The sequence below is a fragment of the Oscillospiraceae bacterium genome, assembly GCA_025758045.1.
Lineage (GTDB): Bacteria > Bacillota > Clostridia > Oscillospirales > Ruminococcaceae > Gemmiger.
This window is the reverse complement of record CP107208.1, coordinates 988,342-1,003,093: the sequence shown is the minus strand read 5'-3', so window position 1 is coordinate 1,003,093 and position 14,752 is coordinate 988,342. Positions and strand designations below refer to the sequence as shown.

Genomic DNA, 14,752 nt, shown 5'->3' with positions numbered 1-14,752 from the left:
CATACAGAAATTATATCATAATTTGTGTATGAAAACAAGTAGGAGTTTTAGTTGAATGTGACAGTCCAGTAGGTATACTGCCCCTCGGCGGTGGAGCAAAACCAACAGGCCACACCCATGCTCGTAAAGCTGGCGTTGGTGATGTTGGCATAGTGGGCAGGACTGTTCTGCCAATAGCTGCATACGCTGCTGGCCGAGCCGATAGGACCGGCTGCGCAGATTTCACTGCGGGTGGTCATGCCGCTGTGGTCGAACACACCGCCCGCGACAAAGCTCTCGCAGCGGGCATCTGCCGCCGCGCTCAGCCCGCCGTCCATTGCCAGCGGGGAAAGTCCCGCCGCCGCACGGATGGCGTTGATGTTCTCCTGCACGGCCCAGTATGCGCTGTCGCTGCTGTCGATGCTCCACCATTGCTCCGTACCGGTTGCAAGGTCGAACGGCACCGCACCATAACTCATACTAACCTGTGCCGGAGTGGCGGCTACGGTTTCCTCCACCGGGGCTTGCGTGGGTTCTGCGGTGGGGACTGCCGTAGGCTCTGCTGTCGGCGCGGGCGTGGGGGCCTGTGTCGGTTCGGGTGTCGGTTCGGGTGTCGGCTCAGGGGTTGCTGTCTGCGCAGGTTCGGCAGTTGCAGCAGCTTCCACCAGCTGCGCAGTTTCTTCGGTGGCCGGTGAGATTTCCACCAGTGCAGCCGGTTCAGCCGCAAGAGTTTCATCCGCTGCCGCTGCACACCCGGACAGCGCCAATACCATGCCCAATGCAACAATAGATTTTTTCATAAAAACTACTCCTTTCATCCTTGGGGTGGTCGCGTATACGATTGGTCTTTCTGCCTTTAATCATAGAATTTATCGCTCCCCCTGTCCACGCTGTCGATTATCGGTCTGACACTGTTGTTCCGGCTCGGTGTCGGTCACAATGTCTTTGTCGTTCATGTTCAGCAGTCCCTCCAGCACCGCAAGACGCTTACTCTTTTCAGTCAGTTCTGTTGCCTGTGGAAATGGCCGCTTGACTTCTTCCTCGGCGCTGGCAAGCTGCTGTTCCAACTGGATTTGCATATTGCGGGTCTTTTCAATGCTTGGTTCAATACCATTTGCCAAATTGGAAAGGCGTGTCAGATTGCCTAGCACATCAGCTCCCAGCTGAGTGCTATATGAACCAGAGCCAGCCAATCTTGCATGGTACTCGTTGCCAAAAGGCAGATGTTGGATTTGCAGTTCCATACCCTTGAAATGCCCGATAGGTACGGGCTTTTCGCTATTCAGTGCCAAGCCCAGCAGACCTAACAGGGCTTTCCCCGCAGGTTCTTTTTCGTAGTAAACTTTCTTTTCCAACTGGATACAGAAAACATCTTTGCCGTCCGCATCCACTACGGAGTGTTCCTTTACGGTGGCGGCGTCTACCGTGGCATTTTCAATCTGTTCTTTGCATTTTCGGATTTCAGCCGGGAAGCCGATGGCAATTTTATTTTCCAGTTCATAACGCTGGCTGTCATGGGCAGCTTTCAGTGTTTTAAGACGGGTCAACTGCACGTCCAAGTCCATCTTTTCCTTGATAAGCGGATTGCCTGCTGCCAATGCCTTGACCTCGGCATAGGACAGCGCGGCCTCGTCCATATCATCGCAGCTGCGAGCCGGAGATTTTGAGGTCATGATTTGCCCGATGAATTTCTGCTTATTCTCGATAAGCTGCCACGAGTAGGCATCAAATGTACCTTCGGTGACATAACGGAAAACATAGACCTCCTTATTTTCATTGCCCTGTCGTAATATTCTGCCCTCACGCTGCTCAATATCAGATGGCCGCCACGGTACATCCAGATGGTGCAGCGCCACAAGACGCTGTTGCACATTGGTGCCCGCTCCCATTTTGGCCGTGCTGCCCATCAGCACGCGAACTGCACCGCTGCGAACTTTTCCGAAAAGTTCCGTCTTGCGGGCATCGGTGTTCGCTTCATGGATGAAGGCAATTTCTGTTTCGGGGATTCCGCGCTCGATCAGCTTTGCTTTCATGTCATCGTAGACATTGAAAACGCCCGCTTTGGGTGTAGACAGATCGCAGAAAACAAGCTGCGCACTGCGTTGGGGCATGGTATGCTCCCATATCTCAAAAATTTTGCCCACACAGATATTGACCTTGCTGTCAGGGTCATCGGGCAAGTCGGGGTCGATCAAGCGCTGATCCAGAGCTAATTTGCGTCCGTCGTTGGTGATTTTCAGCATATTGTCCTCATAGGGCTTTACCATTTTATTGCGGATTTTGTCGGCTCGTTCGCCCAATTCTGTCACCATCTGCTTTTGTATTTCGGAGGGCTTTAGCTGGATGTTGGTCGGCTTGCCGCCCACAAGGGCAGGAACAGGCAGTTTCAGCATATCTGCTGTTTGAATATCGGCGCATTCTTTGAACATTGCCATAAGTTCCGGCAGATTGAAAAAACGAGCGAAGCGTGTTTTTGTGCGGTAGCCGGTTCCCTCCGGCGCAAGTTCGATGGCTGTGACGGTTTCGCCAAAGGTGGCCGCCCAACTATCAAAGTTTGCAAGGCCGTTGCGTTCCAAGGTGTACTGTTGCAAATAGCGCTGCATGGTATACAGCTCGGTCATACTGTTGGAAATGGGGGTGCCTGTGGCAAACGTTACGCCGCGTGCTCCGGTGATTTCATCAAGGTACTGGCACTTCATAAACAGGTCACTGGCCTTCTGGCTCTCGGTAGTGCTGATACCCGCGATGTTGTGCATCTTTGTAACGGTCATGAGGTTCTTGAAATTGTGTGCTTCATCGACCATGAGGGAGTCTGCGCCCAGTTCCTCAAAAGTCACCACATCATCCCGCTTCGGGGCGTCCAGCAAATTTGACAGCTTGGTTTTCAACTGCTTTTTCTTACTTTCCAACTGCTTGACGGTCAGACGGCTGTCGCTGTTGTCCATGCTCTCCAACTGCATCTCCAGTTCGTCAATTTGCTTGCGGATAAACTCGGCTTTTCTGGCATCGGAAAGTGGAATCTTTTCAAACTGGCTGTGACCGATTACCACAATGTCATAGTTGCCGGTGGCGATTTTGGCACAAAACCGTTTACGGTTTGACTTTTCAAAATCGCGCTGCGTTGTCACCAAAATGTTTGCATTGGGGTATAGCTTCAGCGCTTCACTGGCAAATTGGCCTGTCAGATGATTTGGCACGGCAACAAGCGTTTTACTGCACAGGCCCAGCCGCTTTTTTTCCATTGCGGCGGCAACCATTTCGTAAGTTTTACCCGCGCCAACCACATGGGCCAGCAAGGTGTTGTGGCCGTACAGGATGTGGGCAATGGCATTGCGCTGGTGGGGCCGCAGTGCGATTTCCGGGTTCATACCGAAAAACTGGATGTGGCTGCCGTCGTACTCACGGGGGCGGATGCAGTTGAACTTTTCATTGTACAGCGCCACCAAGCTTTCCCGGCGCTCACGGTCCTTGAAAATCCAGTCTTTAAAAGCATCTTCTATCATCCGTTGCTTGGCCTGTGCTTCTTCGGTGGCAGGACCATTGAGTTTATGCTGCTCCTTGCCGTTTTCGTCATAGATTGTATCGTAAATTTTGGTGGCGCGCAGATTGAGTGCGTTCTCCAACAAATGATAGCCGTTGATACGTTTTGTGCCGTAGGTGTTCGTGACGCGGATATTATCGTTGCCCTGGCTCTTGTTGGAAATATACCAGTTATTCAGATATTCATTGTAACGGACAGCTATTTTCTGTTCGCGGTAGGTTGACTGAAAAAGTTCATCGGCAAACCGCTTGATGATTTCCGACCCGATCCATGTGACACCCAACCGAACCGTTATCTCGCCCGCAGTCAAGTCCTTGGGCTGCACCTGTTCCAACGCTTCTACATTGATGCGGAACGCCGGGTCTTGGTCGGCTGCAACATGAGCAATACGCAGCTTTTCGCGTACATTGCCGGATAAATACTCATCCGCCATAAGGTAAACAGGGCTGCCGTCCTCCTGTTTGCGGAAAGGCTCTACAAAAATAACGCCCGCCAGTTCCTTGGCAAGCGTCGCTTCATCTTTCCCGGTAAGGTGCATCATGTAAGGCATATCGACCTTGGCACGTTCCCCGATGCTCAGTGCCAGAGCGTCCGATGCCGTGTCGGCGTGGTCTGGTATCTGTGCAGAGCGGATAGTCCTTTTGGTGAACATATCCGACTTGCTGATAAAGTTTCCTTTTTCATCGACATTTTCAAGTGAACACAGCAAATAGTAGCTGCTGTCATCCCGGAAAGACAACTCCGCGCTGCGGCTGTTGATTAGGCCGTGCTTGGCGCGGAAGGCATCATACTGGCGGTTAAGCTGGGCTTGCAGACGGTGGATTTCCTCGTCCGACAAGTCCTGCAACTGCGCATCGATCAGAGCGCGGGTGGTATCGCGCAGTTCCACCAGTTTGCGGATACGCTCGGCAGATGCTGCGTTGGGATTACATTCCCGCATAACTGCGCCTTCGCGGTAATAGATTTTATCGTCCTTTACCGTGTAGCTGAAATTACGCACAAAGGGATCGGCATCAATGTACTTGGTGTCCTCGCCGCTTTCCTCCTGTATGGAAATTTCGGCTTTTGTCAGCGTGGCGGTCAAGTGCTGCATGGCAGTGTCGATTTGCGTTTCCAGCAACGGCTTTCCGAAACGGTCCACCGCATCGGGGTCTATCGGCTGACAGGTGGAAGTCGGGCCATACGGACCGGAGACTATCTCCATTCTGCCGCAAATCATTTCGGGGTGCTCCACAAAGTAGCGGTTCATGGTGATGCCGTTGGCATCTTCTGCAAGGTGCAGCCAAGGCTCGTCCTGCTGGCGCAGTGTGTCACGCTTTTGCAGGAAAATTACATCCGTCATGATTTTAGTTCCGCTGCCCTTGAACGCATTGTTGGGCAAGCGCACCGCACCGATAAGGTCGCAGCGCTCGGCAATGTACTTGCGGGCGCGGTCATCCTTTTTGTCCAATGTGCCGCTGGAGGTGATGATCGCCATGATGCCGCCGGTGCGCAACTTGTCGATGCTCTTGGCAAAGAAATAGTCGTGAATGGGAAAATGCAGCCGGTTATACTGCGGGTCATTGACTTGGAAATTGCCGAAAGGGACATTGCCAATAACGCAGTCAAAATAGTTGTCGGGGAGAAGCGCATTTTCATAGCCAGTCACTTGGATATTAGCCTTTTGATATAGCTGCTTGGAGATGCGGCCTGTGATGCTGTCCAATTCTACGCCGTAGAATTTGGCATCACTGCTGCCAAAATGTCCGTGTGCGAGAAATGCGCCTGTGCCCATGCTGGGTTCTAGGATCTTGCCGCCCTTTACGCCGAAGCGCTCCAGTGCACGGTAGATGGGGTGGATAACGGTGGCGGGGGTATAAAACGCCGTCAGGGTGCTGCTGCGGGCAGCTTCATACTCAGATTCAGACAATGCTGCTTTCAGCTGGCTGTACTCGTTCGACCATGCACTTTTGTTCGGGTCGAACGCATCCGAAAGCCCGCCCCAGCCCGTGTACTGTGCTAAAATTCTCTGTTCATCCTCAAAAGCAGGGCTGCCGCCGTTCGCTACGCGCTGCTCAATTTTTTTCAGCTTTTGGATGGCGGCAATGTTGGCTGCAAACTTTTCTCGCTGTGCTGTCGGCAGGTTATCCAGATAAGGGGCTTCATAGGTAATGGGTTCGCGGTGGTAAGGTTCATCTTCTGCCGAAAGCCGTTCTGCGTCCGCCATAACCTGCGCCACAAAGGGGTTGGGTTCTTCGATGACTTCGCCCACGATGGGTTCGGCAGTTTCTTCCGGCTGCTCTTGGCGGCTTGGAACTTCCGGGGCGGATAGTGCTGCATTTTTGGGGTTGGCCGCAAGCAGCCGCGCAAATTCTTCATGGCTGACGGCACGGCCTACCAGCGGGAAACTTTCATCCCGCAGATGAATGTTTTCTCTGCCGATTTCCTCCACGGTAAAGGGTCTGGCATCTTCCAGATAAACCGTGCTGCCGATAGTTACAGGTGATTTTTCGACTTTTCTTGTAGTCGGATGATGCTTTTCAAACTCTGCTTCGGCGGTATTGATAAAATCCGAGAAAGCGCTGTTTTCAATGCCCTGCGCAGCAAGCTCGTGGTTATCTTGGAAGTAGTCGATATGGACAATGTTACCGTCAACTTCATAGCGGATTTCGTTCCGCAGAAGATTGGCATACACTTGGATCTCGTGCTCATCGTCCTCGGTGGTAGAGTAAGCAAACTCCACGCGGGTCAAGTCGGAGAAATTCGGCTCGTTTAGCCCCTCATTCTCGCAGAAATCCGTGATGGCGTGTTTTGCATGGGCGAGTGCGGCATCGTTCGCTGCACGAGCGGCTTGCTGTTCTGCTGCCCATGCCTGATAGGTAGCTTTTTCGGCATCGGTCAGATACTGGTCGTTGTAAACCAAAAGCCGCAGGCGTTGGGCAACCTCTTTCCACTTCAAAACGCGGCGATACTCGCCGTCCTCTGTACGTCGGGTGATTTCAAGATTTTTGCCCATGTGGTCAAGAAAGCCGTGCCCACCATCACGGAAGAACCATGTACCGCCGCCGATGCCGTATTCTTTTTTCAGCCAGCGGGCTTGATCTTCCTCGATAGGAAGTACCTGTGCAGAGAAATATTGCTGAATGCGAAATTTGCTATCTTCAAACCCGCCGCCTTTGCACAGTGCATCGGTAATGTCCTGCTCCGTAATGTACTTGCCGGATGCGTCAATGATGGGCTTGTTCCACTTTTTGGCTTCTGCCGCAAGGTCGATATTTTTTGCTTGCTGCTCATGGCTCGGCAGTCCTGCCTTTTCAGAATCTTCGGGAGTAAGAGTAAGCTGCTCCATCTGCTGCTGCACGGGTGTAGCCTTGATGGGAACCATCAGACGCCCTTGCTCGATGAGGTCAGCAATCTTTGCGGCAACAGCATCCCATGTCAGATTGACCTGTGCTGTTTTGGTAAGATAGTTGCCCTCCCAAAGTTCAAGGTACATATCATGCCGGATAAAACCCACGGTATTGTCATCCACGAACAAATATGTATAAATTTGCTTGTAACAGTGCTTGCAAAAGGCGCTGCGCTCGGCAAGGTCGGGATGCTCATTGAAATATTCCAGAATAGCCGCATTGTCGGCACGGCTGGAGGATTCTTTCGCCAGTAAGCCTAGAATCAGTTCATCGCTCAGCGGCGGCAAATCAGAAATGGGTACAGAAAAAGCGGAGGGCGTGGTATCGCTCTCCGCTTGGGGTTCTTGTATTACAGGCTGTAAATCTGCTGCATCGCCAGTTCCTCGGCTTGGCTCTGCAAGGCGTTCATCCACTGCGTCCAGCCCATAGGGTCGGTCTGCCGGTTTGGGGCGGTGCTCTGCTGCATCAGCGTCTGCATCGTCTGCTCGATTTGCCGGTGTACTGCGTTGTCCATCTCCACCAGATGCGGGTACAGCGTTCCCTCCAGCATCATCTCGTCGAACATCATCGGGGCGTACTCCAGCAGGAATTTCCGCCGCAGGCTGCCGTACTTGCCGATTTCCGGCATCGGCGGCTCGTTCAGCGTCAGCGCCGGGATTTGGTAGCCGTTCACCATCATGTACTCCATTGTTGACCTCCTTGGTGTTATTGGTTTCTTCCTGTTTGTCACCATAATAGCGGACTTTTTCGGCGCGTGCAACACTGTCAATTTCTCTCGTGATGCTTCCTATCTGCTGCATGAGAGGCCGTGCCGCCTGTTGGCAAGCGCTGCCCAAACACAGAGCAATGCGGTTTGTATCAAACTGGTTCACGGATTCAAGGGCAGACAGGTCCAGCCGCGCAGTATCCACGCCGCACCGCAGCGCGGCCATATACAGACAGCTTTGGGTGATAAGCTGTAAAAATTGCTGCCGCTGTTCGTCCGGCTTGGCCCACTGTAAGCTGCTGCCGTCTATGGCATTTCCCAGTGCGGTTGTGAACATGGCGCTGCGCTGGGCAACGCAGGATGTAGAGAGCATGAGGAGGGCGCTCTGGATGCTGTCAGCGTGATTATCCGCTACGATTTTATCCCAAACAGGCCGCCAGTTCTGGTCTGTAATGACCCACGGCAGCGCGTCGGGAATCTCTGCACGGGGGATGGTATCGGAAATGTCAAACAGATACCGCAGCCGGGAAGAATTGGCGCGAGTGTCAAATACCGCGATACCGTGTGCGCCGCGCTTGACCCAGCGGCCCGCATTATTATTCCAGTAGGCTATGTCGGCCACGGCTGTGGCGGTGGGGCTTTGCTCGTGAATCAAAAGCTGGTTCGGGAAACTATAATTATAAGCAATGGCCGCTGTCCGCAAAAATGCTTTCCAGCGGTCGCTGCTCTCCGTGACGGCTTGCAGTTGCTTTTTGGCAAGCGCACGGATATTTTCGTATTTTGCCATTTGCTACTCCTCATCGTTCATAAAGTTCCGGTTCGGCTTGTTTCAAATTCTCTAACTCCGGCAATAGATAATCAACCTGACGATAACCATATTCATCTACATAGAAAGCCTGTGTTTCGCTCCTGTTGTGGATCACAATAATATCGCTGATAGAAACAGAACGCATCTTTTGAGCATTGGGACGGTTGCTTTGGTTATGCGCTATATAAATATCTTCAGGCTCATCCCAGCGTTCCATCTGTCCACTATAAACAAGTTTATAATCCGTAGCCTTCATACGGGTTTTCGCATAAGCATAGTTTCTGAAAACGAAATTACGGTTATTGGTTTGGTAAATCTCATAAGGGTAAGTCTGTCTCTTTTCTTTACGAAAGCCGCCCGGCCAATAGATGTCCCGCGGCAATCCCAATGGCTTGTCCAACTTATCCGGGAACACAACCGGGGTAATCGGCATACCAACCTCAGCTGCTTCCAAGATTTCCTTTCTAAATATGTCTACATCCGTAAAGGGAGTAACATATCCGATTGTTTTTCCATCATCACTAAGATATTCGATATAGCCAATGATATTATCTTCTTTCTCGCGCATTATCGTTCCAACCTTTCCCAAAATGACAATTTGTTTCCGTAGCGCTCGTCTTGGGGTCGCACCTTGGCAATCGGCAAATCACCGGACAGCATATCTTCCACCTGCGGGAAGAACAGAAGCCGATTGTAGCGCTCTGCCTGTTCTTTGGAAAGCCCCAACATTTTGGACTCACTGAGTCCACAAACCAGAAATCGCCCGCGTATGGTACAGCCATCTTCCAGCTGTCTGTTGTATTTTAGCCGGCTTTGGTTTTTACTGCACACAACGCCGATTTTCGATGTGCCGAACGGTTTCAGCAGCAAACTGTCGCCCTCGATCACTTCGGAAATCGCCGCCTGCGGGCTGTCAAAGGCAGCCTGATAGGGGCAGTAGCCCGGTTCAACGACCAAAACTCTTGTCATACCGCCACCTCATCGCTTGTAATCCTGCTGCTTGCGATAGTAGTTTTCCAAAAGTTTCAGGATGGTGCTTTCCATCTGTTCGGAGGAAAAGCCCTTCGGGAAATAGCGCTCGACCTTGGAAACGGCTATCGTGAGCTGCGGCTCGCGCGGCTTTACACTGGGAGAACGGGCAGACATAATCCCGTGGATTTTGTCTTTTGTCAGGACGCTTTCCTTGCTGGCAGCTTTGAGTTTTTGCGCTTGGGACAAAGACGGCGTGCAGCCTTCTTCTTCCATATAAGAGAGAAATTCTTCCTGTTCCTCCGGTGTCAGATAGCTCAACTCCACAGCAGGGGTGGTCTTAAGTCTGCCGTTGTCCACAAGCTGCATCAAGTCTGGGGTGAGGTTGTTCAAGCGGATAAAACGCTGAACTTGCTTTACACTCTCTCCAGCTTCATCGGCAACTTTTTCAACGGAATATGGCTGCGAAAAATTCTGGCCAAGTTGGCCAGAATTTATTTTTAACGGTCTGCCGCCTTTTCTTTTGATTGCCTCCAATTTCATCTGGTACGCCTTTGCCTTTTCGCTTGGCAGAATATGCTCGCGCTGGCAGTTGGAATCCACCATCAAAATAATGGCGGTGTCATCGTCCATATCCCGCACAATGCAAGGCATGGTGTCCACTCCGGCGCGTTGGCTGGCGTGGCAGCGGCGGTGTCCGGCTACAATTTCATAACCGCCGTCCCGTCGTGGGCGAACGATGGCGGGAGTCATCACGCCATACTCCTTGACGCTGTCCACCATCTTGTCCATTTCCTCATCATCGCGCACCTGAAACGGATGCCCCTCAAAGGGGTGCAGCTCCGACAGCGGTAGAATCTGGATTTTCTCCAACTTGGCATCCTGCCGTTCCTGCTCGCTGGAAAAGAGATTATCGAGTGAGGGGAGTATGATATTGCTGCCGTACTCTCTCATTGTCCACGACCTCCTTTGCCAAGGTTTTATAGGCGACGCTTGCTGCACCGCTTGCATCGTAGCTCAGCACACTGTGGGCGCTGGAGGCACTCTCCGCGGTGCGTGTGCTAATGGGAATTTCCGTGCGGTAGATTTTTAGTGCGTATCCGTAGGAATTCCGCAAAGCGGCACAGACATCTTTGCTCAGATTGGTGCGCCGGTCCACCATGGTCAGAACAATGCCGTCAATTTCAAGCTCCGGCTTGATGCGGCGCGTGATTTGATTGATGGATTTGATCAGCGACACCACGCCTTTCAAGGCAAAATGCTGTGCCTGCACAGGGATCAGCACCCGGTCAGCAGCCACAAGCGAAGCCACCGTAAGGATACCCAGCGAGGGCATACAGTCGATCAGGCAGTAATCGTATTTGTCCTTGAACGGCTCCAGTGCCTGTGCCATGATGCGCTCGTGCGCCATTACATTGACCAGCCGAACTTCCATATCCGACAGTCCAATGTCCGAGGGAATAAAATCCACTTGTTCTTCATGGTGCATCACCACCTCCGGTGCCGGTTCGTCTGAAATAACAGATTCCATCAGGTCGCTGATTGTGGCGCTGTTGGCAGCGCCGGTGTAGCCAAGGTAACTGCTCAAGTCACCCTGCGGGTCGGCGTCTACCAGAAGAACTTTATAACCCATATCCGCCAGCGCTACGCCCAAGTTTACGGCGGTCGTGGTTTTGCCCACACCGCCTTTTTGGTTGGCAATCGCTATTGTTCTCATACACGCTCACCTCGCTGTTTTTCAATCTTTGACTTGTACCAGATAAGGCTTTCGTTGTAGTCCTTGCCAACGGCAGGCAGCCGCTTTTCCACATTAAATCCGCGCTCGGCAAGGCGCTGGGCAACCGTTTCGGTAAAGCGCAGCCCCGGTTCATCACGGTCAAAGCAGAGCACCACATTTTTCACCTGCGGGTGCTGCTGTAAAAAGTAGTCGATGGGCAGATAGTTCAGCCCGCCCAGCGCCAGATAATGCACACTGCGCCACTTTCCGATGTCTGTATACTGCCGCAAGGTCGCGCCGGACATAGCATCAATCGGGGCTTCGTACAGCTCCACGGTATCGCAGTCCGGGTTTTCCGCTTGCATCAGAAATCCGTACTTCTTTTGGCTGCCGGTGACATCACCGCGGTAGGTACCTTGGCAGCCACGCTGAAAAGCAGAACGCGGAACGCCGCCTTCATCCTTGCCCACAAAAACGCAGTTGCGGTAGTTGCCGCGCGTGGTCTGGTACAGGATGCCGCTGCCCACGCAGTAGCGCAGGACCTTAGGGCTGATACCGCGGTGCATCAGGTAGGCAGCAACGGCTTCGACGTTTCGATCCGGGGTAGGAAGTGTAAATGGACGAGGCTCGTGCGGCTTTACAGGCGCTGCCTTAGCCGGTTGAAAAGAAACAGCGACCGGTGCCATCTCGTTCAGCAGACGAACCGCTGATACAAAGTCCATGCCCTCCACCTTGGTCAGATAATCAATGGCGTTGTTGCCGCCTACATTACGCGAAAACCAGTGGAAGAATCCATTGGCAGGCGTGATGATCAGGCTATCGTGCGTCCGAGTGCAGTACTCGCGATCCGTTTTGCGCACAAGTTCGCCGGGGTGATAGGTTTCCAAATACTGCATCACGGTAATTCGGCGGGCAGCTTCGATGTTCTTTTGGTATTTTCCCATGGGGGTGACCTCCGTTTCTGTATGAAAAAAGCACCTTGCCTACAAAATAGGTAAGGTGCCAAGGATACGATTATTTGTTTTTAGCTGGCTATTTGTCACTTCAGCTGGCTGAAAGGGGGTGTGGGGGAAAACACAGACGGCACCCCGTTTCCAAAAAAAGATATACTTCCCCCTTGGTGTACAGAAAAGGATTGACGCTGCGGCAAAAACGCAGATTGCAAAGACCAGCCGGATAGAGTATAATCATTCTATAAGGTAAGGTAGGTGAGCAGAGTGCAATTTTTCCTGATGCAGCGCAATCATCAAGTGGCTGTTATTGAAATAGCGGAAAAGACCGGCGACATTATTGATGTGGCGGAGGTTCTTTCGGCGCAGAGGATTCCCCTTGGCGCAAAGCATAGCGATGGCAGCTTTGATGTTCTGTCCCTGCGCAAATGGTGGGCAGGGCGCGGTATCCCGGCAAGCCGTTCCGGGCTGGAGCACGCCTTGGAAACGCTGCATATTCCTTACGCCGAACTTCTGCTTGTCAAATGCAGCGGGCTGAGCCTTTCAGACCAGTATTGGGTCACGCCCTGCGATGCCCCACAGAACTGGCGCGATGTAAATTTCTACGGGAATGACTTTTCTGACGATGTGGGACGCGCTTTGTTTGGCGAGGGGGTTCTCTCGGCACAGCCGGATTTGTGTTCCCCCTGCAATACCTCAGACGGCTTTTTACAAAAGCGCTGGCGCATTGCGGACGGAAAACGAATCCTCTTAAAAGCAGGATCGGGCATTTACAAGCAGGAGCCTTACAACGAAATTGTTGCCACGGCTCTGTATGATGCGCTTGGTACGCCGCACGTCCCCTACTGGCTCGTAGAGCAGGGCGGGCAGGTCATGTCCGCCTGCGCGTGCTTTACCAATGACCACACCGAGCTTGTCACCGCCGCCCAATTTATGCGGCTGCTGCCGCAAGCGCAGGGCGTTTCCAATTGGGAACACTTCAACGCCTGCTGCCGGACCGTCGGAATTTCTGATGCAAAGAAAGCGGTCTGCAATATGCTGGCTGCCGATTTCATCTTAGCCAACACGGATCGCCATCTTGGCAATTTCGGTTTCCTGCGTGATTCCGAAACGCTGGAATGGAAAGGAACAGCGCCCATCTATGACAGCGGCACAAGCCTTTGGCAGATGACCCTCACCCGCGCGATCAATGCGGAAGCCATGGTTCCCGCAAAACCGTTTGAAACCTCACAGCAATCCCAGCTAAAGCTGATTGCGCCTTATGTGGATCTGCCGCTGGAGCGCCTTGATGGATTTTCCAATAAAGCAGAAGAAATCTTCCGAACAGCCGCCCAGTTTGATGATGGACGAGCCGCGAAAATTGCCGCCGCTGTTAGTGGTCGAATTCAAATGCTTCGATTTAATAGGGCATAAGCTGAAATAGCTCCAAAGCATACGGTTTGTGAAATGACTACAAATTGTAGGCAGTTAAAAATTACAGAAGCTATATGTCGCTGCCTAATGCCGATGACAGTCATGCGCCAACTGGTGACAAATTGTCAGCAGTTGAAATAGGGCTATAAAAACAGCGTCCTCCGTTTTACATTCGGGGGACGCTGCTTTTCTCTATGGCACTCATTTGGCGGTGGGCTTTTTTGTCGATTTGCCCTGTCGGCTGAATTCTTTCGCAAGGTCAACCATCTTTTTAGAAGGTCGATAGCTGTCCAGAATATGAGGACTAAGCAGAAAATTCAGCAGACAAGATTTGGGAATCATATACCCACCACTGATTTCAAAGTATCGGATGTAACCGTTATGGCACCAATTCGTCAGGGTGTTGTGGTGATAGCCGGTAAGCCGGCTTGCTTCGGCAACACTCAGCACATCGCTGTAGGGCTGCGTTTTCAGGGTAAGAAAGTCCTGAAACTTCTTTCTGCTTTTGGCGGTATCCAGATTTGCCCATTCCCGTAAGGTCAGCATTTTGGGCTTGCCGCCTTTGTTCCAACTCGCTGAGTAATACCCGGTCGGTGCCGAGAATTTTTCCGGTTGGGATTGACGCTTTTTAAGATACGTGATAACATCTTTTGTATTGATGATGTACTGGCGGGTTTTCTTGCCGGTATCTATGCAGGGAACAAGCCCGCTTGTCAGCAGGTAACGCGCCGTCTTTTTGCTGATATGGCAGATGACGCGCATCTGCTCCAGCCCGATTTTTTCAGGGTAGTTTGCCTTGATTTTTGCAAAGTCGTAACTGTAATCCACTAGAATCACCGTCCATTATTCGAACTCATCAACAGCAGGCAGGGACGGTTTGATTTTTGAGGCAAGGGGGAATTTGCATAAAATTTAGTCAACACACTTTTGTAAATGCCCATAACAATAAGGAAAATTGAGCTTTTTTGTTCTCTCCTGTTTTTCTCTCCAACATCTCTCCAACGTGCCAAAAATGCCTGTTTTTCTCTCATTTTTCCCGAAAATTCGGCATTTCGAAACGGGTTCGAATTGCGACGTTCTGACGTTAAAAAGGACTTCTTTTTCAACATTTTTCGTCGTAGGTCGGTCGAATCATCTTCCGACAACTTCCGCTTTTTTCCGACAAATACCGTCAGTTGCGATATATACCAAAAAACTCGAAATCAATTTGACAGCAATGTCACGTGGGTTCGAATCCCACCGTCTGCGCCAAGAGCAGCACCTTGCGGGGTGCTGCTTAT

General features: G+C 51.8%; 10 protein-coding genes. 1 reads left to right on the top strand and 9 read right to left on the bottom strand.

Annotated elements, in window-relative coordinates; genetic code table 11:
* Positions 1-47: 47 nt before the first annotated feature.
* From OGM81_04765 to OGM81_04730, 8 genes are all read right to left on the bottom strand, one after another.
* Positions 48-779: a CAP domain-containing protein gene (locus tag OGM81_04765; protein UYJ44449.1), complete on the bottom strand. Its 732-nt coding sequence runs from the start codon at positions 777-779 to the stop codon at positions 48-50.
* A 69-nt stretch (positions 780-848) separates the two neighbouring features.
* Positions 849-7,322: an N-6 DNA methylase gene (locus OGM81_04760; GenBank protein ID UYJ44448.1), complete on the bottom strand. Its 6,474-nt coding sequence runs from the start codon at positions 7,320-7,322 to the stop codon at positions 849-851.
* On the bottom strand, positions 7,259-7,597 hold the full coding sequence (locus OGM81_04755) for a TnpV protein (GenBank protein UYJ44447.1): 339 nt from the start codon (positions 7,595-7,597) through the stop codon (positions 7,259-7,261). The genes OGM81_04760 and OGM81_04755 overlap by 64 nt, the downstream gene beginning before the upstream one ends.
* Positions 7,598-8,412: 815 nt before the next feature.
* The gene (locus tag OGM81_04750) at positions 8,413-8,991 is read right to left on the bottom strand and encodes a YodL domain-containing protein (GenBank protein UYJ44446.1); all 579 of its coding nucleotides are present in this window, start codon (positions 8,989-8,991) and stop codon (positions 8,413-8,415) included.
* Positions 8,991-9,392, bottom strand: a complete 402-nt coding sequence (locus OGM81_04745) for a DUF3846 domain-containing protein (GenBank protein UYJ44445.1) — start codon at positions 9,390-9,392, stop codon at positions 8,991-8,993. Before OGM81_04745 ends, OGM81_04750 begins: the two co-directional genes overlap by 1 nt.
* Positions 9,393-9,401: 9 nt before the next feature.
* Positions 9,402-10,346, bottom strand: coding sequence for a ParB/RepB/Spo0J family partition protein (locus OGM81_04740; protein UYJ44444.1), 945 nt, complete (start codon positions 10,344-10,346; stop codon positions 9,402-9,404).
* Positions 10,303-11,109: an AAA family ATPase gene (locus OGM81_04735; GenBank protein UYJ44443.1), complete on the bottom strand. Its 807-nt coding sequence runs from the start codon at positions 11,107-11,109 to the stop codon at positions 10,303-10,305. Before OGM81_04735 ends, OGM81_04740 begins: the two co-directional genes overlap by 44 nt.
* The gene (locus OGM81_04730) at positions 11,106-12,053 is read right to left on the bottom strand and encodes a toprim domain-containing protein (protein ID UYJ44442.1); all 948 of its coding nucleotides are present in this window, start codon (positions 12,051-12,053) and stop codon (positions 11,106-11,108) included. The genes OGM81_04735 and OGM81_04730 overlap by 4 nt, the downstream gene beginning before the upstream one ends.
* 273 nt (positions 12,054-12,326) lie before the next feature.
* Here OGM81_04730 and OGM81_04725 point away from each other — a divergent pair, with 273 nt between their 5' ends.
* On the top strand, positions 12,327-13,472 hold the full coding sequence (locus OGM81_04725) for a HipA domain-containing protein (protein UYJ44441.1): 1,146 nt from the start codon (positions 12,327-12,329) through the stop codon (positions 13,470-13,472).
* A gap of 201 nt (positions 13,473-13,673) precedes the next feature.
* On the opposite strand, the gene OGM81_04720 is transcribed toward OGM81_04725, so the two are convergent.
* On the bottom strand, positions 13,674-14,300 hold the full coding sequence (locus OGM81_04720; GenBank protein UYJ44440.1) for a helix-turn-helix domain-containing protein: 627 nt from the start codon (positions 14,298-14,300) through the stop codon (positions 13,674-13,676).
* Between the last annotated feature and the right edge of the window lie 452 nt (positions 14,301-14,752).

What these genes read in the sequence shown, in the direction of transcription:
- OGM81_04765 (UYJ44449.1), bottom strand. Translation starts at nt 779, where the DNA reads ATGAAAAAATCTATTGTTGCATTGGGCATGGTATTGGCGCTGTCCGGG.
- OGM81_04755 (UYJ44447.1), bottom strand. Translation starts at nt 7,597, where the DNA reads ATGGAGTACATGATGGTGAACGGCTACCAAATCCCGGCGCTGACGCTG.
- OGM81_04750 (UYJ44446.1), bottom strand. Translation starts at nt 8,991, where the DNA reads ATGCGCGAGAAAGAAGATAATATCATTGGCTATATCGAATATCTTAGT.
- OGM81_04745 (UYJ44445.1), bottom strand. Translation starts at nt 9,392, where the DNA reads ATGACAAGAGTTTTGGTCGTTGAACCGGGCTACTGCCCCTATCAGGCT.
- OGM81_04740 (UYJ44444.1), bottom strand. Translation starts at nt 10,346, where the DNA reads ATGAGAGAGTACGGCAGCAATATCATACTCCCCTCACTCGATAATCTC.
- OGM81_04735 (UYJ44443.1), bottom strand. Translation starts at nt 11,109, where the DNA reads ATGAGAACAATAGCGATTGCCAACCAAAAAGGCGGTGTGGGCAAAACC.
- OGM81_04730 (UYJ44442.1), bottom strand. Translation starts at nt 12,053, where the DNA reads ATGGGAAAATACCAAAAGAACATCGAAGCTGCCCGCCGAATTACCGTG.